General features: G+C 72.8%; 12 protein-coding genes and 1 riboswitch. Of the genes, 4 read left to right on the top strand and 8 right to left on the bottom strand.

All coding sequences use genetic code 11. The annotated features are described in order from the left end of the window. Positions 1-46 precede the first annotated feature (46 nt). From VQH23_RS04755 to VQH23_RS04740, 4 genes are all read right to left on the bottom strand, one after another. Entirely contained in the window at positions 47-415 is a 369-nt protein-coding gene (locus VQH23_RS04755; protein WP_338664474.1) for a hypothetical protein, read from the bottom strand. Then, positions 415-3,582, bottom strand: a complete 3,168-nt coding sequence (locus VQH23_RS04750; RefSeq protein WP_338664473.1) for a DUF6973 domain-containing protein — start codon at positions 3,580-3,582, stop codon at positions 415-417. Before VQH23_RS04750 ends, VQH23_RS04755 begins: the two co-directional genes overlap by 1 nt. 221 nt (positions 3,583-3,803) lie before the next feature. Beyond that, entirely contained in the window at positions 3,804-4,268 is a 465-nt protein-coding gene (locus tag VQH23_RS04745; RefSeq protein ID WP_338664472.1) for an SMI1/KNR4 family protein, read from the bottom strand. A 60-nt stretch (positions 4,269-4,328) separates the two neighbouring features. Beyond that, entirely contained in the window at positions 4,329-7,730 is a 3,402-nt protein-coding gene (locus tag VQH23_RS04740) for a DUF4781 domain-containing protein (protein ID WP_338664471.1), read from the bottom strand. Between the two features lie 337 nt (positions 7,731-8,067). Here VQH23_RS04740 and VQH23_RS04735 point away from each other — a divergent pair, with 337 nt between their 5' ends. Both VQH23_RS04735 and VQH23_RS04730 read left to right on the top strand, forming a co-directional pair. Beyond that, positions 8,068-10,923 (top strand): hypothetical protein, encoded by a 2,856-nt coding sequence (locus VQH23_RS04735; RefSeq protein WP_338664470.1) that lies wholly within the window; start codon positions 8,068-8,070, stop codon positions 10,921-10,923. A gap of 543 nt (positions 10,924-11,466) precedes the next feature. Further along, positions 11,467-12,132: a GAF domain-containing protein gene (locus VQH23_RS04730; RefSeq protein ID WP_338664469.1), complete on the top strand. Its 666-nt coding sequence runs from the start codon at positions 11,467-11,469 to the stop codon at positions 12,130-12,132. A gap of 73 nt (positions 12,133-12,205) precedes the next feature. On the opposite strand, the gene VQH23_RS04725 is transcribed toward VQH23_RS04730, so the two are convergent. The 3 genes from VQH23_RS04725 to VQH23_RS04715 are packed head-to-tail and all read right to left on the bottom strand — an operon-like array spanning position 12,206 to position 14,542. After that, positions 12,206-12,538 (bottom strand): DUF3325 domain-containing protein, encoded by a 333-nt coding sequence (locus VQH23_RS04725; protein ID WP_338664468.1) that lies wholly within the window; start codon positions 12,536-12,538, stop codon positions 12,206-12,208. 49 nt (positions 12,539-12,587) lie between these two features. Continuing rightward, the gene (locus VQH23_RS04720) at positions 12,588-14,192 is read right to left on the bottom strand and encodes a PepSY-associated TM helix domain-containing protein (RefSeq protein WP_338664467.1); all 1,605 of its coding nucleotides are present in this window, start codon (positions 14,190-14,192) and stop codon (positions 12,588-12,590) included. Continuing rightward, the gene (locus VQH23_RS04715) at positions 14,189-14,542 is read right to left on the bottom strand and encodes a DUF3649 domain-containing protein (protein ID WP_338664466.1); all 354 of its coding nucleotides are present in this window, start codon (positions 14,540-14,542) and stop codon (positions 14,189-14,191) included. The genes VQH23_RS04720 and VQH23_RS04715 overlap by 4 nt, the downstream gene beginning before the upstream one ends. Before the next feature lie 143 nt (positions 14,543-14,685). On the opposite strand from VQH23_RS04715, the gene VQH23_RS04710 reads away from it, so the two are divergent. Then, positions 14,686-15,636 carry an alpha/beta hydrolase-fold protein gene (locus VQH23_RS04710; protein ID WP_338664465.1) on the top strand — a complete coding sequence of 317 codons (951 nt, stop codon included), beginning with the start codon at positions 14,686-14,688 and terminating at the stop codon, positions 15,634-15,636. 305 nt (positions 15,637-15,941) lie between these two features. On the opposite strand, the gene VQH23_RS04705 is transcribed toward VQH23_RS04710, so the two are convergent. After that, complete coding sequence (locus VQH23_RS04705) at positions 15,942-18,248, bottom strand: TonB-dependent siderophore receptor (protein ID WP_338664464.1); 2,307 nt, start codon at positions 18,246-18,248, stop codon at positions 15,942-15,944. Positions 18,249-18,464: 216 nt separating this feature from the next. After that, positions 18,465-18,681: riboswitch (cobalamin riboswitch) on the top strand. A gap of 147 nt (positions 18,682-18,828) precedes the next feature. On the opposite strand from VQH23_RS04705, the gene VQH23_RS04700 reads away from it, so the two are divergent. After that, entirely contained in the window at positions 18,829-20,823 is a 1,995-nt protein-coding gene (locus tag VQH23_RS04700; RefSeq protein ID WP_338664463.1) for a TonB-dependent receptor domain-containing protein, read from the top strand. Positions 20,824-21,197 lie beyond the last annotated feature (374 nt).

The raw sequence follows: 21,197 nt of genomic DNA, 5'->3' as shown, positions 1-21,197 counted from the left end.
GAGATCAGCCCCCCGCGATCAGCCCCCCGGGATCAGCCCCCCGGGATCAGCCCCGGACGAGGGAGGCGCGCGTCACCTTGCCCCCTTCGTCGTACTGCACGGCAAAGTATTCCAGGCTGCCGCCGAAGCCGATGCCGAGGGAGTAGAGCTCCCGCGCCCCCTCCGCGCTCTCGGACACGTTCTCCGGCGCGCCGAGAAGGGCGCGCACCGCGTCGCGCGGGGTGCCGGGCCTCACCGCGCCGCTCTCGCGCAGCGCCGCCACCTGGCCGGCGCGCGGGTTGCGGCCGGTGTCGTTGCCGCGGCCGGCCTCCCAGGCGCTGCGGTCGAAGCTCGCGGCCTCCGCTACGGTCCCTGTCGCCATCGCTGCCGCTCCCATCAGAAGGGCCGCCGCCAGGCGGCCGGTGTTGCCTGCCATCACTCGCTCGCTCCGTTCGGGACGGTCCGCACGCCGGGAACGCCGGGATCGTCGGCGAGGTTGTGCCCGCCGACCGGCACCCCATCGCTCCAGGCCAGCTCATGGTCCGGGCCGATCACCACCATTTCGCCGCGCCCGATCGCCTCCTGGATCAGCCCGGCCAACTCCTCCTCGGAGGCGTCCGGGTTCTCCTCGGCGATGCGGATGCCGACGCCGTTGTTGTAGAGGTCCATCGCCTCGCGGTCGGCGTTCTGGTCCTCCTCCGGCAGGCCCTCATGCGCGGTGGTGAAGCGCCCGGCCCAGTCCGCGCCGAACTCCTTCGTCAGCAGGGCGGCGCCGAGGGCGTGGCGCATGGCGTCGCGGTGGCCGTCATTGCCCTGCCACTCGTTCGCGCGGCCGGAGGGCACGTCGGAGGGCACGGGGTTGTCGGGGAAGGCGCCCGCGGCGGTCTCGCTGGCGCGCTCCGCGATGCCCTTCACGTCGTTCTGCTTCCAGGGCGGGAACAGGCCGCCGAGCATGTCCGCCTCGGTCGCCGTCATGGTGCGGCTGCCGAACAGGCCGCCGACCGGCGCGTACTCCACCATGCCGCCGGGGTCCGCCTGCACCTGGTTGTCGCGCAGCACGGCGCCGAGATCCGGGCGGCCGGAGGTGTCCGGGGCCGGGGTGGTGGGCGCCGTGGTGTCAGGCGCGGGGGTTTCCGGCGCGGTAGGGCCGCCCGTGGGCGGCGTGCCCGAGGAGCCGTCCGAGGCGCCGGGGTAAGGCTGGGAGGAGCCGCCGGACGGCCCCGCGGGCGGTGCGGAGGGGTTGCCGCCGCTGGGCGGGCTGGCGCCGCCCTGACTTGTCCCACCCTGGCTCGTTCCTCCCGACGGGCCGTTGCCGGAACCGCCCTGCGGCGCGGGCTCGGGCGCCGGCTCGGGCGCGGGTTGCGCCGCCGGGGCGGGCGGGGCGGCGGTGCCGGGCAGGTACACCGTGTCGCCGGGGAAGATCAGGTCGGGCTGGATGATGTGGTCGCGGTTCAGCGCCACCGTGTCCTCGAAGCCCGTGCCCTCGCGCTTGGCGATGTCCCAGATTGTGTCGCCGGGCTGCACCGTCACCTCGCGGAACCCGGCCTTCTCCAGCTCGGGGTTGATGCGCCCGGTGGAGTCCATCGCGCCGTCCGGGTGCGTCGCCGTGTGCTCCTGCGCCACCCAGCCCTGCACGGGCTTGTCGGCGGCGTCGGTGCCGCGCACCTCCACCCAGGTGCCGCCCGCCGCGTCCGTCGCCTGCTGCCCCGTGGGCTGCAGGAAGCTGCCGTGCTGGAACACGCCCGTCGGCGCCCCGCTCGTATCGGGGGAGGGGCGAATGTTCAGCCCGTCGCGCGGGACGACGACGAGCTGGTCGGGGCGGCCCTGCGGCGGGCTGCCCGGCTCCACCGGGGCGGCGGGATCGCCAGGCTGCGCCTCGGCCGGCGGCTGCGCGCCGGTCCAGCTGCGGTCGGAGCGGACCTGCACGTCGTCGTTGCCGACATTGGCGATGAGGCTCGCCTTCGCCTCGCCGATGCCCTTCAGCTCCACGCCGACCTGGTGCTGGGTCTGCGTGCCGTCGCGCGCCACGAACTGCGCGCGGGTGGAGACGGTGGTGTCGGCCGGCACCTGCGACAGCGCGTCGCCGAGGTTGCCGTGCGCCAGCCCCTCCAGGATGCGGGCCGCGTGCTGATCCGGGTTCTTCAGCGTCGCCTCGGCCTGCAGCTGGATCTGGTCCGTGCGGCTGGCGTCCAGCGGGGACTGCGCCATGACGTTGGCCTGGGTGCGGACGGAGATCTCGTCCGGGTGCGCCCAGCCGCCGGAGGAGAGCAGGTCCGCCTCCGGCAGGGGCTGGCCGTTGCCCTGGAACTGATCGGCCGGGATGTCCCAGGAGAGGGTGACGCGGCCGCTGCTGTCGAACACGTCGCGCACGTTGTTCGCGTTGTAGCCGAAGCTGCCGACCTTCGGGTCCTGCAGCGCGGGGTTCAGGATGTTCTTCTTGAAGTCGAGCTTCTCCTTCGTGGTCAGCTCGTTCGCGCCCTCGATCGCGTAGGAGAGCCTGCCCGGCCCGCCATCTCCGGGCGGCAGCTCCACCGTGCGGATCACGCTCTGGTTCGCGTCGAACCGGCCCTCGAGCGCGAGGTTGTCGGAGAGCTTGCCCTCCAGCTTCACGCGCTCCTGCACGGTCAGCTGCTGCTCGTAGGAGACGATGTGGTCGCGCAGGAAGGCCTGGTCGGCGGCGTTCGGCTCCACCTGCCGCGCCGCGGCCTCGCCGACGATCTCCGGCAGGTTGTTCGGGTTTAGGTAGCCGCCCGGGCCGTTGCCCGCCTCGCTCGGGCCGGGGCGGTCGGCGCCCGGCGTCTCCACCGGCGTGTCGGAGGCGCCGTTCAGCGGGTTGCCCGCGGGATTGCGCGGCAGGCCGGAGGCGCCGGGGATCTGCACCGGGCCGGGGATGACGGAGGCAGTGTCGCGGATCGTCTCGGCGGCCGCCATGCGCTCCAGCGAGTCCACCGCGCGCGCGGCCTCCTCCTTCGTGTCGAAGCGCATGGTCACGCGGTCGGCGCTGCCGAGGTTCAGCTCGCCGCCGAACTTGCCGGCACCGCCGAGGCGCAGCTCCGCGCCCAGCCCGCCCTGCACGTTCTTGCCGAAGGTCACCTCGTACTGCGGCGGCTTGTCGCCGGGGTTCGCGGGCGCGTCGCCCACCTGGGTGACGGTCGCCTCGAAGCCGTACTGCGCCTTGCCCGTGGCGTTGAACTTCCAGGGCGTGGGCAGGGAGAGGTTGGCCTCGCCGGTCAGCTGCACCACGGCCCTGTCGCCGTCGCTGTTCAGCTTGTCGATGGAGGCCCCGGTGTCCAGCGCGTTGCGGACGGTGCCGGAGGCGCCATCTGCCGCGCCGGTGGCGGCGGGCGCGGGCTTCGTGACCTCGGAGGCGCCGGCCGAGGCGACATCCGTCTCGCTCGCGCCCTTCGGCGTACCGGTCTGCGTGCTGGCGCCCCGGCTCTCCCCGGTGAGCGGCGGCGGGGCAGGGGGCAGCGCCTTCTCGCGGGCGACGGCCGTGTCGAAGCTCTTCGCGGGTGCGTCGCTGACCGAGGCGCTGCTGGAGGGCGATGCGCCGGAGGAGCCACCGGAGGAGCTGGGGGGCCTGGCAGCGTCGAGGGGGGCCATGGACGCGTCTCCGTCTTCCGCGGTTGCCGTGCGGCGGGCGCCCGGGGCACCTGCCGCGCGCAGATTTCAAATCGCGGGCCGCCCGATCAAGCGTCCGGGCGTTACAGGGCCATGACAATGCCCCTGATCTGATCGCAATGCTTTGAGGTGTGTGACAGTCGGCCAGAAATGCCGCGCGAGTGGCACCAAATTAGGAAAGTATTTCCTTCAGGATACTTCCTTTACTCGGCCTCGCGTCGGCCCATCATTGTCCCGAAGTCCGGCGCAACCCGGGTGATGCCCGCCTCGCCCTCCGTCTCGTGGTCCAGGAACACGATCGCCGGCTCCCCGCCGCCGCGGTAGTCGAAGGCCATGAAATTGCCGCCCGTGTCGTCGGAGAAGGGCACGATCCCCGCCGGATACATCTCCTGCGCACCGCGGAAGGCGGAGAGCAGGCCGTAGCTGCGCTCCCCGGTCCGCGTCACCCGCTCGCGCTCGATGAGGAAGAGGAACACGCCGATACGGGCGCGCCCGCCGCCCTCCAGCCTCACGTACTCGGGATCGGGCACGCGGCCCTGGTTCGCGCGCGCCAGCCGCCAGTAATCCTCGGGCAGGCGGTGGCCGGTCTCGGCCTCGATGCGGGCGCGGTCCTCGTCGCCCGCCTCGGGGAAGTCGGAACGGAGATAAGGCGTCCAGCCGTCGCTCATGGCTCTCTCCAGCGGTCCTCAGGGCCGCATCAGGGTAGGGGAACGGGAAGGGGTCAAGCCCTACTCCGCCCCGCCGCCGCCCCAGATTTTCTTGCCGCCCGTGTGCTTCACCGCGTTGTGGATGCCGCGCGGCACGAGGACCAGCTCGCCCGGGTTCTCCGTGTGGTGCCAGGTCCACTCCGCCGGGGACTGGTCGGGATGGGCGGCGGCATCGGCGAGGATCTCGTCGATCTGGTCCTGCCGCAGCCCGGAATCGCGCAGCGCCTGCTGGCCCTCCGGCGTGCGGAGCTGCCGGTTCGCCTCACGGAAGTGCTGCTCGCGGGAGGCGACGTAGCCGGATTCCGGCAGCTCCGCCCGGAAGACGGAGGGCATCTGCGGGTAGCCCTCCGCGGAGAAGGGCACCCCGTCCACGAACCCCGCGCGGATCGGCGCGGGCAGCATCTCCAGCGCGTCCGTGTAGTTGGCCTGGGAATCCGGCGTCAGCGCGCTCCGCGGCATCGTCTCCCCGGCGTAGCGGGAGTTGATGGGCGGCGTGCCGTCCACCAGCCCCACGCCCTGGCGCGAGACGGTGAGCTGCGGCCCGTCCGCGCCCGGCTCCACGCGGTACTCCGTCAGCCAGGGATGGTTGCGCGCGCTCGCCATCAGCGCGCCGTCCTCCCCGACACGGAAGGTGTAGTAGGTGGACCTCGCGTTCAGCCCGTTCAGCAGGTTCTCCGCGCCCATCTCGCGGGCCAGCGAGAGGCCGCTGCTCGGGCCGTCGATATAAACCTCGCCCGGATTGCGGGCGAAGCTGTTCACCCGGGCGGTGAGCTGGTCGATATAGGCGCCGTCGGCCGCGATGTCGCTCTCGACCTGCGCGCGCTGCGCGGGTGTCAGGTCGTCGCGCGCGAGCAGCGCGATGTTCGCGTCGGTCCGCTCGCGGATCTTCGCGATGTCCTGCCGCGCGGCCCAGCCCTGGGATCCGGGCGGCGGCGCCGCCTCCCCGCCCAGCAGCGCGCCCAGCCGCGCCTCCAGCGTGCCCGTGCGCTGCGCCGCGATCGCCGCGCGCTCGTGCAGCGCGATGTCCTCCGGCGTCGCCTGCGGGCCGTGGCGGATCTCCCGCACCGCCCCCGTCTGCCCGTCCGCCACGATCCGCACCGTGTTCCCCGGCAGCGAGGCATCGGCCACCACGGGCGGGCGATAGGTGTCGAGAAGGCTGTCGCGGATGGCGACGGGGTTGAACATGTCGCCGGGATGCGCGCCGCTGCTGCGGAGCGAGGCGCCGGTGGTCGCGCCCCAGAAGGCCATCTGCAGCAGGCCCTGGGCCCGCTGCTCGCCGCTCATCTGGTTCCAGTTCTGGAACATCTCCACGCCCTGGTTGGCGATGGCGGCGGCGTCGGTGATGCCGGCCGTCGCCTGCGTCCAGCCGAGGATGGAGGCCTCCACCGGCGCGATGGCGGCGCCGCTGCGGGCGATCTGCGCCAGCCTTGCGGCGCTGCCAAAGGCGCCGACGCCCGCGACGTTGGCGCCGAGGTTGAGCCAGAGGCCGCGCGCCTCCGGGTCCGCCAGGGAGAGGGATTGCTGGTGGTCCGCCCGGTCCCAGAGCTCCGCGCCCGCGCGCCCTGCGCCGTAGGCCGCCGCCGCGCCGCCGATCACGAGCGCGCCCGTGCCGCCCGTGCCGACGATGAAGGCGCCCGCCGCCACCACGCCGCCGACGAGCGCGGCGGTGTCGAGCACGGAGAGCGCGGCCTCGCCGAAGCTGTCCACCGTCTTCGGCGTGTTGCCCTGGCCGAGAGCCGGCCTGCCGTCCGCGCCGGCCGTCAGATGGCCGTTCTCGGGGTAGAGCATCTGCCCGGACGGCAGGTCGTTCGTCTCCCGCCAGTGGTCGAAGTCGCGGTACACGGCGCCCGCGTTGTCGACGAACCGCTCCTCCCCGCCCGCGCCGGTGACGCGGAAGAGGGGCAGGGTGATCGGCCCCGTCTCGCCGGAGGAGTAGGTGACGGGCACGACCGCCACCTCCGCCGTGTCGCCGCCGGCGGCCGTGCGGATCCCCTCGGCGACCTTCGAGACGGCCTCGGCGTTCGGCCCCTCGGCGAAGACGTTCTGGCCGCTCGCCAGCGCGTTCTGCGCCTCCTCGGGCGAGAGGCCGTCGAGGCTGGGCGGGAAGCCCATGGCCGTGCCGACGGTGTTCTCGATGTCCGTGCCCGTCAGCCGCTGCGCGCCGTCGCCGCGCTGCAGGTAGGGGGCCGCGCTCGCCTGCGCGATCGGGACCGTGATGGCGGGGTTGGTCCAGGGGTCGTTCGTGGCGCCGAGCGTCTCCCCGGTGATGCCGGGATCCGCGCGGATCACCGCCAGCGCGTTCACCCGCGCCTCCAGCGGCACCGTCTCGTCCGCGCCCAGCAGGGCGCGGCCCTGGTGCGTGTCGAGGATGCCGGCCAGGCGGTCGCGGTCGGCGCCGGGGTTCTCCGGGTTCCACTCGCGGGAGAGGGCGGTCGCCATCTCCTGCCGCAGGTCGGGCACGCCCTCCTCGCCGCGCGGCTCCATGGCGCCGTCCCGCGGGACGGAGCTGATGGTGTAGGACCCCTCCGTCGCCACGGCGAAGGCGTTCTGCACGAAGGCGCCCGTCTCCTCCGTGCGCGGGCCGGCGTTGAGCGCGGCGACGCTGCGGGTGAGGAGCTCCGCCTGCCGGTCCAGCGTCGCGAAGTCCGGGCCGCCGGTCTCCAGCATCGGCGTCGCGAGGTCCGCGCGCTCCGGCGCCAGCGCCCGGGCGAGGGAGGCGGCGCCGTCCGGGCCGAGGGAGCGGATCATCTCCCCCAGCGCCTGCGGGTCCTGCACCGGCCCCTCCAGCGGGCCGCCCGTGCCGGTGATCGCCGTCTCGGCGAGGCTCTGGATGGTGACGCGCCGCTGCAGCTTCTCCTGGTCCGAAAGCCCGTCCACGGGGGCGTCCGCCAGCTCGCCGGCCCGCGTCGCCAGCCGCCCGGCGAGGTGGGCGCGCTGTCCCGGGTCCTCCAGCCGTCCCATCAGCTCGGTGGCGCCGTGCGTTCCCTCGCCCTGGCCGGCCGCCCAGCGCTCCGACATGCGGTCGAGCAGCAGCTCACCCTCGGCCTCCGTCAGCTCGCCGAGGGAGGAGCCGCCCCCCAGCGCGTCCGCGACCTTCTCGTCCGTGCCGTGGTGATCCAGCCAGAGGAAGCCGTCATTGTGCGGCTCGGAATCGTGCTCCACCCAGCTCTCGATCTGCCGGGTGCGCTCCTCGCTCACCGCCGGTTCCGGCGGCGGCGCGGGCGGCGCTTCGGGCGTCGTCTCGGGCGGGGGGGCAGGCGGCTCCGCAGCGGGGGCGGCGGCCGGCGTCGCGCCGCCCTCCGCCGCGCTCCTCTGCTGCGCGACGCTCGCCTCGAAGGCGGCGCCGTCCGCCTCCGCCGGGCGTGAGGAGGGCGGTTCCGCCCCGGTACGCGTCAGGGTGTCCGCTTGGGGCGAGAACGGCATGCGCGGCAACTCCGTCATTTCCGTTCCGGGCAGGCCGGAGACCGCGGCAAACAAGACCGGGATCGCTCCGGCTGCCACTCCAAGACGATGACAGTTCGGAGACAATTGCCTTCGTCGATCCACCGTATCAAGCAACCGTGATCGGGCGCGGAGTATGCCGCCGCGAGGAACAGGTCTTGCAAGCCCCGCCCTCAGTCGATCGATGAGGTCCCTTCTAGGATCTTCCTGGTTTCGCCATCATCGAACCTTCATCGCAGCTTCGTTTTCACCGGCCCGGGGTGGGTTCGATATAGGCGCCGCCACGATTCAACTTCGTTCCCTTGCTCGAGGTGACTGCATGCGCGTTGATGCCCAGGTGATGCCGAAGGACGCCGCGGTTCCCGGTCAGGACGCTGCCAGGATCTTCGAGGCCGTCCTGGCCGCCGCGCTGCAGACCCGGCAGGACGGCTCCGGCTACCGCCTGGCCACGAGCAACGAGGTCTGGCCCCCCGCCACCGAGATGCGCGGCACCGAGATCCCGGCCGCGGCGCAGGAAGCGCACCCGGACCTGACCGGCGAGGTGCTGGCCTTCAAGGCGGGCGGCGAGACGGTGGTGGTCCGCCGCGCCGACAATCCCGGCCTCTACGACTACGCCGAGGCGGTGTCGAAGGTGCCGGACTCGCAGATGAACACGGTGCGGAACGAGGGCCTGGGGCTGCTGCGCGGCAGCGATCCCCTGCCGCTGGACCAGATCAGCTCCTGGGTCGGCTACGGCAGCGGCGATCTGTGGAAGGTCGGGCTGAAGGACGGCAAGGAGGTCATGGTCCAGCGGGACATGACGCCCGGTCAGTTCGACGGGATGATGGGCACCATCAAGGGCTACGACGACGGCTACCGGATGCTGGAGGGCGGGCGCGACCTGACGGACGCGCAGCTGGAAGGCGCGAAGATCCTGCCGCCGAACAAGGACCATGAGGGCTTCATCGGGCTCGAGGTGGACGGGGAGAAGCTGCACGTCTCCTCCGCCGTGAACTCCGGCCTCTACGACCGCGCGGTGGCGCAGTACGAGGCCTCGCACGAGGGCGAGATCACCGGTGCGGTGGATGAGGGCCGGCGCGCGCACGACCTGCCGGAAGTCGGCAAGACGGACCTCGGCGGGATGGAGACAGGCGAGGCGGACCCCAAGGACAAGAACCGCAAGCTTACGGTCAACGAGCTGACCTGGAAGGACCTGCTCCAGAAGTGGAAGGACGGCACGGGGGATGGCAGCATCGGCGCCGATGACGAGCGCGCCCAGCTCTACCGCGCCCTCCAGGCCCGCGGCGCCGCCGAGGACGGGCTGAACATGGTCGGCCTCGACATCGCCACCGGCCAGTCGCTCGAGAAGACGATCGGCAAGGACTTCGACACGATCATCGACGGCGGGAAGGTGGATGCCCGCATTGAGGAGCTGCTCTCCTCCGACGCGGTGGGGGAGGACCTGAAGGCCGCGCGCGGTGCGGCGCTGGAGAAGGCGGCCGGGGGCGGCGACGCCGCCCGCCGGCTCGAGGAGATGGCCTTCAGCCCGGAGTACATGCAGCACCTCGCCGCGCTGCGGAAGGACGGGAAGTCCGACGTGGCGGAGGCTGATATCGGCCGCGTCTTCGACCAGCTCCTCGTGGCGGACCCGCAGAAGGCCGCGGACTTCGCCCAGGCCGCGCAGGTGGACGCGCTGACGATGGACCTGAACGAGGCGGTCGCGAACCCGGATCAGGTCAGCCAGGAGAACCTCGTCACCGCCACCCAGGACGCGGGCAAGACGGTGCTGCAGGTGCTGAAGAAGCTCGGCGTGGACGCGCCGCGCCGCCTGGTGGAATCCGAGAAGTTCCTGGAGGAGGTGATCCGGGACAAGAAAACCGCCGGCGATTTCGGCAAGGCGATGCAGGAGCTCGGCGCGCTCTACGCCAAGAACGGCACCATCGGCGGCGACGACATTGAGCGGCTGCTCGGCTCCGGCGGCAAGTACGCCTCCCTCAGCGAGGCGACGGATGGCGGCGCGCTGAAGGCGCTGGACGAGATGAACAAGGCGGGCGTGCTCGGCTCCACCGGCGGCATGATCTCGCTCGCCTCCGGCGTCTACCAGCTCGCCGGCAAGGGCGGCACGTTGGCGGACACGCCGGAGGAGCGGCTGAGCGTGGCGAAGGACTTCATCTCCTTCGTCGCCTCCGGCAAGAACTTCATGACGCTGGGCCTCGACCTCTACGACACGGCCAATGCCAGCGCGCGGGAGAAGGCGGACGGCAAGAAGCCCGTCGGCGCGCCGCCGACGCCGACGGCGGCCGACATGTTCGGCCTCAGCAAGTCCCTGCCCGACCTGTTCGGGGAGCGCTCCGGCACGGTCGGCGGCGGGATCGAGGTAGACCCGAAGTTCCGCGACGCGCTGATCAGCAACATCCAGGGGACCATCAACTTCAACACCGATGCCGGCAAGCTGGCGGAGCGCCTGGGCGGCGGCATCACGGAGGCCGACGCGCAGAAGCTGATCGACGGCATGCAGAACGGCTTCACGCCGCGCCCGGACCTGCCGGAGGGCGCGAGCGGCTGGAAGCGCGGCGCCTCCGCGGTGCTGCAGGTACTGGACGCGGGCGGCAACACCGCCGTCGGCGTGCTGGATTCCGTGATCGGCGGGCTGACCATCCGCAAGGGCCTGGACAGCGGATCGGACGAGACGGTGGCCAAGGGGGCGCTGCAGCTCGCCTCCGGCGCCTTCGGCACGGCGGCAGGCGTTTTCTCCATGGCCGGGCTGGGCGGGCTCAACGCGCTGAAGGCGGCCGCCGCGCCCTCCTTCTTCATCTCCGCCGTGCTCTCCGTCGCCACCCTCATCCCGGACATCATCCTGGACGAGAAGAACCGCAAGGCGATGAACGCGCACCACGACGACCTGCAGGCGCTCTTCACACAACTCGACAAGGACGGGCTGCTGGCCGAGGGCGGGCTGGACCGCTACCGCTACCTGGACGCCTCCATCTACACCTTCGGCCAGCGCGACGCGCCGTCGGACCAGGGCATCCTGGACTACCGGTCCGAGGAGGTGCAGGCCTGGCTTGAGAAGTGGAAGGAGGGCGCGGACCGGCGCCCGGACACCGTCTTCACCAGCGACATCTACTTCGAGGACCTCGACCACAAGGATTACAAGGGCGACGGCGCGAACCTCGACTCGCAGATGGACGACTAGCTCCAGGCTCCGTCCCTCCGGAGGAGGACGTCGCCGGCCACGGCGAGGGGGTGGGCGCAGCGACCGGAGCCGGGCCGGCCCGCAGCAATCCGCTCGCGGCGTGCAGGGGACGCGACCTCCGGCTCAGGGCAATCACGCCGCGTCCGCCCGGGAGATTTCGGGGGGCCATGCTCCCCCGCTCCGCCGGCCCGGAGAACAAATAGGCCGTCATCAACGCCGCCGGAGACCGCTGCTTCCCGCCATTCCCTTGCAGGGCGGGCAGGGTTGCGGATACTGATGGGCAGAACGCCCTTGCGATCCCAGTTCCTCTCCAACAGCCCTGCGGAGGGCCGCGTGACTGAGAACGGCGTGCTGGCCGGCGATCCGCGAAGGGCGGCGAGGCCCGCTCTCCCGGGGATGGCCCGCGGCCCGGACGACGCCGCGCCGGGGTCGTGGCACCGCGAGCCGGGGTGCTGCGGGAGGTGACGGGACCGAGGGTGCGCCCCTGGAGCGCTGTCCAGGATCAGCCCGGAGCGTCCGGCCCTTTTGCAGAGTACCGACGAGATGTCCACCACCTACCCGCCCGATGACGACGCAGACCGGCGCGAGGCCGCCCTGGCCGAGTGCGCCGTGATGGACACGCCGGCGGAACCGGAGTTCGACGGGCTGGTCCAGGAGGCTGCCCAGCTCTGCCGGGCGCCGATCGCGGTGATGAGCCTGCTCGACCGCAGGCGGCAGTGGTTCAAGGCGCGGGTCGGGGTCGGGCTGACCGAGACGCCCATTGAGCAGGCGGTCTGCGCGCTGGCGGCCGATGGCGACAGCCTGCTGGTGATCCCGGACCTGGCGGGCGACCCGCGCACTGCGGCGAACCCCCTTGTCACGGGGGAGCCGCATGTCCGGTTCTACGCCGGGGCGCCGATCCGGACGGCCGACGGCCTGCGGATCGGGTCCCTCTGCGTCGTGGACACCGCCCCCCGTCCGCAGGGCCTCAGCCCCTGGCAGCAGGACGGGGTGGTGCAGCTCGCGGGCCGTGCCGAGGCGCTGCTCGACGGGCGGCGGGGTCGGGCGGCCGGGACCGGGGCGCTGCCCCCGCCCGCCCGGGGCAGGAAGGCGCCGGTCGATGAGAAGGACCTGCTGGACCTCCGCGACTACGCGCGCACGCACGGGCTCAGCGTCGCCGAGGCCTTCTTCCGCCTAACGATCGAGGCGCTCGCCAGCAGCAGGAGGTGACCCCTCCCAGGCCCCGCGCCTGTTACGGGCGCCCGCCCCTGGAAGGGCTTGGCGGGGCCGTGCCGCCCGGGCGTCAGCGGGCCTGCAGCGCCAGGAGCAGCGCGACGGGAAGCGGCGACAGCGCCACGGCCGCCGCCGCGCGCGGCGCGTAGGGCAGCAGCAGGGCCAGGGGCAGGGCGGCGGCGGTGAGCAGCCCGGCCCAGAGGACGATCCCCAGCGCCGGCCCCGCCTCCCGCACCGCGAGGGCGAGGGAGAGGGCGAGCAGGAGCCAGCCCGCCCCGCGGAGGAGGTGCCCGCGCGGGGAGGGGATCCGGCGGGTGCCGAAGACCTGCTCGTGGTGCCTCTCCATCGCGAGGCAGAGGCCGGTGAAGCCGGCATAGGCGAGGGCCAGGCTCAGCGCGGTCACGGGCGCGGCCCCCCGATGGGCGGGGCGGTGCCTTCCGGTCGGCGGCGCGTCATTCGGCGGCCTGCCCGTGCCCTGCCACAGGGCCCATTCCGCGCCTTTCCGAGGGGCCGCCGGCCGGCGCCGCCCCCCGCGGCTTCCGGGCAGGCTGCCCCGACCGCCGCGCGAGGTGGAGGGCGGCACCCGCCAGCAGGGCGCCGAGCGCCGCCACCACCAGGTCCAGCCCGGCCAGCCGCCACTCCGCGGCGGGCAGGGTGACGCCGAGGTGCCAGGGGCCTGTCAGCGCGTTCAGCACGGGCAGGCCGAGACCGAGCAGCCCGCCCAGCGCCAGCTGCTCCACCCAGCCGCGCCGGCCGCCCAGCCGCAGCGTGGCGTGCAGCAGCAGGGCACCCCAGGCAAGGAAGAAGCCGTTCACCTCCCACTCCGCGCGCCCGGCCATGCCGGCAGGAAGGAGGCGGTTGAGCCAGAAGAAGGCGGCCATGGCGGCGGGCAGGCCGGCCACGGTCGCGAGGTTCAGCACCTCCACCAGCCGAAGCCCGAGTCCCGCGCGCCCGGCCTTCGCCGCCGCCTGCCGCTCCTTCACCGCCCAGAGGATCAGCCCGGTGCCCACCATCGCCGTGCCGGCGAGGGCGGAGAGGAAGAACAGGGCCCGCAGCGCCGGCCCCGCGAAGCGCCCGAGGTGCAGCCCGTACATCGTGCCGTGCGTCGCCGCCGCCCCACCCGTCATCCCCTCCCGCGCGATGGGGGCGCCGGTCGCGCCGTCGAAGACCAGCGCGTCCCGCTGGTACGAGAGGCGGCCCGCCGGGCCGCGCAGCAGCTCCACCCGCGCCGCGGCATCGCCGGGAAGGGAGACGGTGATCCGCGAGGCGGGCGCGCCGCCCCAGATCCGGGACGCCTCCGCCAGCAGCGGGTCCACCGCCACCAGTGGCGCCGCCCGGCCGGAGGGGCGCGCGGGGGCCGCGCGGCCGAACACCTCGTTGCTGAAGCCGCGCGCGTCGCCGGGATAGGCCAGCTGCGTCCCCCAGGGCATCAGCATCAGCATCAGCGTGACCAGCCCGGTGAAGGTGATCATCGCGTGGTAGGGCAGGGCGAGGGTGGCCACCGCCGCGTGCGCGTCGATCCAGGACCGCTGGCCCTTGCGCGGGCGGAAGGTGAAGAAATCCGCGAAGATCCGCTTGTGCGTGACGATGCCGCTGATGATCGCCACCAGCATCATCATGGCGCAGAAGCTGACGATCCAGCGGCCCCAAAGCGGGCTCATGTAGTGAAGCTGGAAGTGCAGGCGGAAGAAGAACTCCCCGCCGCGCGTCTCCCGCCCCTGCACCACCTTGCCCGTCGCGGGGTCCAGCACCGCCTCCCGGAAGCCGCGGCGGCCCGCCCCGGCCTCGCGCCAGTAGGCGCTGGCCATCCCGTCCCGCCCGTCCGGCAGCATGAGGGTGAAGCCGCCGGGCGCCATCCGGGCCAGCGCGTCCACCATCGGCTGGGCGGAGGCGGGGGGAGGGCCGGCGCGATACGCCTCCGGCCGCATCCAGGCCGTGATCTCCGGCCGGAAATAGCTCGCCGTGCCCGTCAGGAACACGGCGAAGAGGATCCAGCCCGCCAGCAGGCCGGACCAGGTGTGCAGCCACGCCATGGACTGCCGGAAGCCGGTCTTCACGGCAGGATCCTCCCCGTAGCATGCCAATGGCCGGCCAGGACCATCGCCGCGAGCGGCAGCGCGGCGAGAAGCAGCCCCGCCACGGCCCGCGCCGCGCTGCGCGCCGCGAAGACCCAGATCGCGGCGGCGGCGTGCCCGGCCAGCCCCGCCATCATCCCCGTCAGCACCGCGTCCGCGCGCCCCATGGCCAACGCAGGGGGCAGCGCCACGGCCAGTGCGGCGGAGAGCAAGGCCCCCAGCGCGTAGCCGCCGAGGATCGCCGCCACCACCCGCACGGCGATGCCGCCGGCGCGCGCGCGGCCGCCCCCGCCAATCCATTCCATCGCGCCGCGCGCCGTCCAGGCCGTCATGCCGCAGCCCCTAACCCGGCAGGCCCGGCCGCAGCACCCGATTCTCCATCCCCGCGCCGCGCGGCAGGGGCGTTCCGCCGCGCGCACCCGAACGCAGGGGCGATCCGGTCACGGGGGCGGCCCCCTGTGGCATGAGTGGCCGCATGATCCGGACCACCCTCCATCCCCCCGTACCCCTTCGCCGGCGCGGCCTCGCGCCCCTCCTCGCGGCGCTGGCCTGCCCCACCCTGGCCTGCCCCACCCTCGCGCGGGCGCAGGAGGCCGCGCCCGAGCCGATCCCCCGCACCACCCGGCACGAGCTGGCATCGCGCGGCGGCCACCCCTTCCGCGTCTTCCTCCACGTCCCCGCCGGCGAGCCCCCGCCCGAGGGATGGCCGATGATCACCGTGCTCGATGCCAACGCCGTGATGGGCCTGGTGGTGGACACAATCCGCGTCCTCGCCTTCCTGCCGCGCGAGGCCGGGATCCGCTCCGCCGCCGTGGTCGCGGGCATCGGCTACCGGACGGACGACCCCTACGACCTCGTCCGCCGCAGCTTCGACCTCACCCCGCCGCCCGGCCGGGAGATGCCGGCCGCCGAGGGCCGCCCCGCCATGCGCACGGGCGGCGCGGACGAGCTGCTCGACTTCATCGAGGAGACGGTGAAGCCCCTGGCCCGTCGCGCGGCGCCGATCGACGCCTCGCGCCACGCCGTGCTCGGCCACTCCTTCGGCGGCCTCTTCGCGCTGCACGCCCTGTTCACCCGGCCCGGCGCCTTCCGGGATTACGTGGCCGGCAGCCCCGCCATCTGGTGGGAGGACAGCGCGGTCCTGACATCGGCGGAGCGCTTCATCGCCCGCACGGACCGCCCCGCGCCGCTGCGCCTGCTGATGACCGTGGGCGCCTACGAGCAGAGCCTCGCGCCCTGGCACGACCCGGCTTGGCGACCGCGCATGGAGATGATGCGGATGGTGGACGGGGCGCGCGAACTCGCGGACCGGCTGCGGCCCCTGCCCGGGCTGGAACTGGGCTTCGAGACGCTGCCGGACGACGGGCACATGTCCGCCTTCCCCGTGGCCGTGCAGCGCGGGCTGCGGTTCATCCTGTCGCGCTGATCGCGGCACGGCCTCGTTCCCGTCCTTCGCTTCCGGTCCGTGGCCAGGGAGAGGAAGAAGGAATTCTTCCTCTCCCCGGACCCCTCACCATCATCTTTTTCTAGTAGCTGGTCTCTTTCGGCTGACGGTGCGCCTCGGGTCGATGACCCGAGGCGACTGCAAAGGCAGGAAGGAGCCCGTCCCGCGGAAACACCGTCTCAGGACGGCATGGCGGCAGCCAGAAGGGGATCCAAGGGCCTCAGGCCCTTGGCGGGAGTTTCAGGGGGCGGCGCCCCCTGGTCCCGGACCTGTCAGGCCCAGGTCCATCAGAAGTCGAAGGCTGCCGACACGATGAGGGTGCGCGGCGAGCCCACGGTCACGAAGGTGCCGGTGGTGAGCCAGTAATCCGCCCCGAACGCGTTCTCCAGGTTGGCGCGCAGCGTGACCGGCTTGTTGGCGATCTCCGTCCTGTAGCGGGCCCCGAAGTCCACCCGCGTCCAGCCGTCGAAGCGCAGCGTGTTGGCGGTGGTGAGGTAAGAGCCCGAGGTGTGAATCACGCGCCCGTTGAGGGCGAGGCCGGGCACCCCCGGCACGTCCCAGTCCAGGCTGCCGGAGAAGGTCTTGTCCGGCACGCCCGCCGCGTCGTTGCCGCGCTCGGCGGGGTTGGTGGGGCTTGTCAGCTCGGGGTTGATGAAGGTCGCGCTGACCAGGGCGCGCAGGCCAGGCGTGATCTCGCCGAAGGCGGAGAGCTCCAGGCCGCGGTTCCGCTGCTCGCCGTCATAGGCGCGGTTGTTGGCCGCGGTGCGGATGGCGTTTGGCCGGGTGATCTGGAACACGGAAGCGGTGGTGGTGACGCTGCCCCAGTCCACGCGGACGCCGGCCTCGATCTGCTCGGACTTGTAGGGGGCGAGGACCTCGCCGGTGTTGTTGAAGCCGGGGCCGACGATCTCGCCGCGGGTCAGGCCCTGGGCGTAGTTCGCGTAGAGGGAGACGTTCTGCCAGGGCTTCACCACGATGCCGCCGAGGGGCGTCGTCGCGTCGGCGTCGTACTGGCTCGTCCGTGCCCCGGTTGCCGTGCTGTAGCTGTTCACCTGCACGTTCTGGAAGCGCACGCCGCCGGTCAGCAGGACGCGATCGTTGAAGAAGGAGAGCGTGTCGGCCAGCGCGAAGCTCGAGAACTCCGTGATCGAGGCCCGGCGCGGGTCGGTGCGCGGGGCGGTGATGGGCGGCAGCGAGGAGGGGTTGTAGATGCTGGAGGGGTAGGTGATGGCGGAGGTGATGTAGGCGTTGCCCGCATCCTGCCGGAGGCCGGAATAGGCGAGGTTGAGGGTGTGGCCGACGTTGAGGAGGTTGAACCGGAAGTTGGCGCCGGCCGTCCCGCTGACGACCCGCGTGTAGGAGTCGTAGAGGGCGTTGGTGACCCGGAAGTCGCCGAGCTCGTTGGCGCCGCCCGGGCGGGAATCGGGGAAGGTCTGCTCGTTCCAGCCGTCGCGGTAGCCCACGGCCCCGTAGACGGTCACCCAGTCCGCCACGTCGTACTCGGCCCGGGTAGCGATGGTGCTGTCCTGCTGGCGCAGCCGGGTGCCGGGGAACCAGTTGCTGCGCGAATCCGGCACGGAGGGGATATAGGGAATGGCGCTGGAGAGGGTGAGCTGCGGGCGGAAGTTCCGGGTGTCGTCACGCTGGAAGATGCCGTCCACGGACAGGCGGAACCGGTCCCCGCGATAGTCCAGCCCTAGCGCGGCGAGGCCGCTGCGGAGGTTGCCGTCCTCGATGGAGGCCTCGCCGTCGCGGTACAGCCCGTTGAAGCGCACGCCCCACTCGTTGTTCGCGCCGTAGCGGCGCGCCAGGTCGGCCTGGATGCCGAAATTGCCGTCGCTGATGAAGACCGGCGTCAGGCGGGTCAGCGGGTCGTCGCCGGCCCGCTTGGTGATGACATTGATCGCGCCGCCGATGCTGCCGCCGGGCGCGATGCCGTTGATGAGCGCGCCGGGGCCGCGGAGGAGCTCGATCCGCTCGATGTACTGCGCCTGGGCGCGGTTGGAGGAGATCAGCCCGAACAGGCCGTTCAGCCCGACATCCGAGGATCCCACCTGGAAGCCGCGGATGGAGAAGGTGTCGTCGAAGCCGTTGGCACCGGTGGTGAGGCGGACGGAGGAGTCGTTGATCAGCGTGTCGGCGATGGTGCGCGCCTGCTGGTCCTCCACGACCTGCGACGTGAAGCTCGTCGTGCTGAAGGGGGAGTCCATCAGGCTGCGGCTGCCGAGCAGCCCGAGCGACCCGCCCTGCGCGACCTGGCCGCCGGCATAGGCCGGCTGCAGGGTGCCCGGGGCCCCCGCGGCGGTGACATCCACCATCGGCACGGCGACGGGCGCGGCGCCCGACCCGGCCGCGGCCTGCCCCGTGGCGGTTCCGGCCGCCTGTTGGGCCACCTGCCGGGTCGCCTCCTGGGCCGGGGCTTGGGCCTGGGCTTGAACCGAGAGGGCGAGGCCGCACGCCACCACGGCGCCGGTGAGGGTCCTGGTGCCCGTCGCCGGGCGCGGACAGGGCGCGGGGATGCCGTCCGTCGTGCCTGTCGCCCTGACGGGAGGGGCGACCTGGGCTGCTGTATTCTGCCGACGGGCTACGCTCACCAGGCCGCTCCTTCACGCTGACGTGTGGCGGCGAAGTAAGTGAGAATGGCTATCAGTGTCAAACGCCGTCGCGGCTCTGCGTTCCAGTTGCGCGGTGCCACCGCGTTCCGGCTGCGGGAGCCGCCGCGGTGCCGCCCGTGCGCGGGCATGTGGCGCCTGCGCCTCGCCACTCCGGCCGGGCTGCCCCTCCCTGGACTTCACGCGTTCGTGTCGATAGGTTCCGCCCCATGCGCCGGTGGCCCGGAAGGGCTGAAACGGGAATGCGCGACGTGGCGATCCCCGCCACCGATCCGCAGCTGCCCCCGCAACTGTAGGCGACGGCGACGGCCCCCGATGCCATTGCGCCCACCGGCGCGAGAAGGCGGGACCGTCAGGCGGGCGCGTGCCCGCCACGTCGCGAGCCAGGAGACCGGCCGGCGCAGATGTTGTCTCGCGCGTGCCGGGCGGGGAGCACCGGCGTAAACGGACCCAGGGCGCGCCGGCCATCCGGCGCGCCTCCGTCATGCGAGCACGACGCAAGCCCGTTCCGGCCATCCCTGGCCGGGGCGAAACGCGGACCGTGCAACGGAGGCACCCCGGGATGAAACGCCGGATCCTCGCCCTGATCGCCATTGCTCCCATGGGGCCGGCCATCGCTCAGGACGTCTCGACCAACCCCGCCACCGTGCCCGAGGTGGTGGTGACCGCAACCCGCGTCCCGACGCCGCAGGAGCGCATCCCCGCCGCCGTCACGGTGATCGACCGCCGGACCATCGAGGAGAACGGGTACACCACCCTCGCCGAGGCCCTGGCGGTCGTGCCGGGCTTCCGGCTCGTGCAGTCCGGCGGCCTCGGCCAGCAGGCCTCCGGCTTCGCGCGCGGGACCAACGCGCGCCAGGTGCTGGTGCTGCTGAACGGCGTGCCGATCAACGACCCCTCGGACCCGAACGGCGCCTTCAACTTCGGCAACGAGCTGCTGGGCGACATCGAGCGGATCGAGGTGGTGCGCGGCCCCGCCTCCTCCGTCTACGGCTCCGCCGCGATCGGCGGCGTGGTGAACCTCATCACCCGCGCCGCCCCGGCCGACCGCGCCGCGGCGCCCTATTTTGAGGCCGCGGGCGGCAGCCGCTCCACGGTGCGCGGCCACGCCGGCGTGGGCGGCACCCTCGGCGCCTTCGACTACCAGCTCACCGGCCAGAGCCTCTCCACCCGCGGCAGCAACGCCGTAGCCCCGCGCTTCACGAACAACCTCGGGGAGCGGGACGGGCTGCGCTCCGCCGTCGGCACGGCCCGGCTCGGCCTGACCCTCGGCGAGACGGTGCCGGGCGAGTTCCTTGGCCGTACCCGGATCGAGGGCTTCGTGCGCGGCCGGGAGAACACGCTCGGCCTCGACAACGTGCCGAACGACGACCCGAACTACACCGCCCAGGACCGGTCCTGGTTCGGCTACCTGCGCGGCACGGCGGACCTGTTCGGCGGCGCCTGGAGCACGCGCCTTACCCTCTCCGGCAGCCACAACCGGCGCCGCTACACCAACCTGCCGGACGTGGCGAACCCCTTCGCCACGGCGGACGACCTCTACCGCGCCGAGCGGCGGGCGGTGTTCTTCGACAACACCGTGCGCCTGCCGAATGCCGGCGCCCTGACCGACGTGGCGGTGCTGTTCGGCGGCCAGTGGGAGAAGGAGACCGCCGACAGCGCGAACGGCTCCGCCTTCTTCCGCACGACCGTGGACGCCTCCCAGCGCTCCGCCGCCGGCTACGTCTCGGCCCAGGGGCGTCTCTTCGACCGCCTGGACCTGAACGCCGGCCTGCGGCACGACGGGCCGGAGGACTACGACGGCTTCACGAGCTGGCGCCTCGGCGGCGTGCTCGCCCTTCCCGAGATCGCCTCCCGCCTGCGCTCCTCCGCCGGCACCGCCTTCAAGGCCCCCTCCCTCTTCCAGCGCTTCGGCACCATCACCGGCTTCTTCCAGGGCAACCCGGACCTGAAGCCGGAGGAGAGCTTCTCCTGGGAGGCCGGCATCGAGACGGACGTGACCTCCTGGGCCACGGTCTCGGCCCTCTACTTCGACAACCGGCTGAGGAACCTGATCAACTACGACGCGAGCTTCACCACCCTGCTCAACGTCGAGCGCGCGCGGATCCGCGGCGGGGAGTTCTCCCTCACGGTGCGGCCCGCCGACTGGCTCTCCCTCACCGGCACCTGGACCGTGCAGGAGGCGCGCGACACCACCAACGACCAGCCCCTGGCCCGGCGCGCGCGCAACCTCGCCACCCTGACCGCCCGCCTCTCCGCGCCCGTGCCCTGGGGCGGGCCGCAGGGCGGCCGCGTGACCGTGGTGCCCGAGCTGATCTACACCGGACCCTCCCCCGAAGGCGCCTTCGCCCGCTACAACGACGACGGCACCTCCATCACGGCACCGGGGAAGAACCGCGCCGGCACGGTGTTCAACCTCACCGCCACGGTGCCGGTGATCGAGAAGGTCTCGGGCTTCGTGGAGATCCGGAACCTCGGCAACTCCCGCTACGAGCCGGCAAACGGCTTCGTCATCCCGGGGCGGAGCGCGCTGGCAGGAATCCGCGGGACGTTCTAATCCCTCGGTTCCGGTCCGTGGCCAGGGAGAGGAAGAAGGAATTCTTCCTCTCCCCGGACCCCTCACCATCATCTTCTTCTAGGCTTTGGCCTTTGCCCGGCTGACGGTGCGCCTCGGCTCTTGGAGCCGAGGCGACTGCGGGGGCAGGAAGGGTGCCGGTCGTGGAGGGCTGACCCATCCGGTCAGTCCCGCGGCAGCCCGATGCAGGTCCAGGAGGCTCAGCCTCCTGGTGGGGGTTCCAGGGGGCAAAGCCCCCTGGTCCGGCCAGCAGCACGCGCCCGGCACTGGACATAAGGATATCTTTAAGAGAGTATGGGACTGGGAAGTGGCCTGATTATCCTGCCGGGACCGGTTCCGGGCGGCGTCGGCCGCTT

This window comes from Pararoseomonas sp. SCSIO 73927, assembly GCF_037040815.1.
Taxonomy (GTDB): Bacteria; Pseudomonadota; Alphaproteobacteria; order Acetobacterales; family Acetobacteraceae; genus Roseomonas.
Note: the sequence above shows the minus strand (reverse complement) of the source record. Positions and strands in the feature narration are given on the sequence as shown.

Coding starts and splice junctions, on each gene's coding strand:
- VQH23_RS04755 (WP_338664474.1), bottom strand. CDS start 415: ATGGCAGGCAACACCGGCCGCCTGGCGGCGGCCCTTCTGATGGGAGCG.
- VQH23_RS04750 (WP_338664473.1), bottom strand. CDS start 3,582: ATGGCCCCCCTCGACGCTGCCAGGCCCCCCAGCTCCTCCGGTGGCTCC.
- VQH23_RS04745 (WP_338664472.1), bottom strand. CDS start 4,268: ATGAGCGACGGCTGGACGCCTTATCTCCGTTCCGACTTCCCCGAGGCG.
- VQH23_RS04740 (WP_338664471.1), bottom strand. CDS start 7,730: ATGCCGTTCTCGCCCCAAGCGGACACCCTGACGCGTACCGGGGCGGAA.
- VQH23_RS04735 (WP_338664470.1), top strand. CDS start 8,068: ATGCGCGTTGATGCCCAGGTGATGCCGAAGGACGCCGCGGTTCCCGGT.
- VQH23_RS04730 (WP_338664469.1), top strand. CDS start 11,467: ATGTCCACCACCTACCCGCCCGATGACGACGCAGACCGGCGCGAGGCC.
- VQH23_RS04715 (WP_338664466.1), bottom strand. CDS start 14,542: ATGACGGCCTGGACGGCGCGCGGCGCGATGGAATGGATTGGCGGGGGC.
- VQH23_RS04710 (WP_338664465.1), top strand. CDS start 14,686: ATGATCCGGACCACCCTCCATCCCCCCGTACCCCTTCGCCGGCGCGGC.
- VQH23_RS04700 (WP_338664463.1), top strand. CDS start 18,829: ATGAAACGCCGGATCCTCGCCCTGATCGCCATTGCTCCCATGGGGCCG.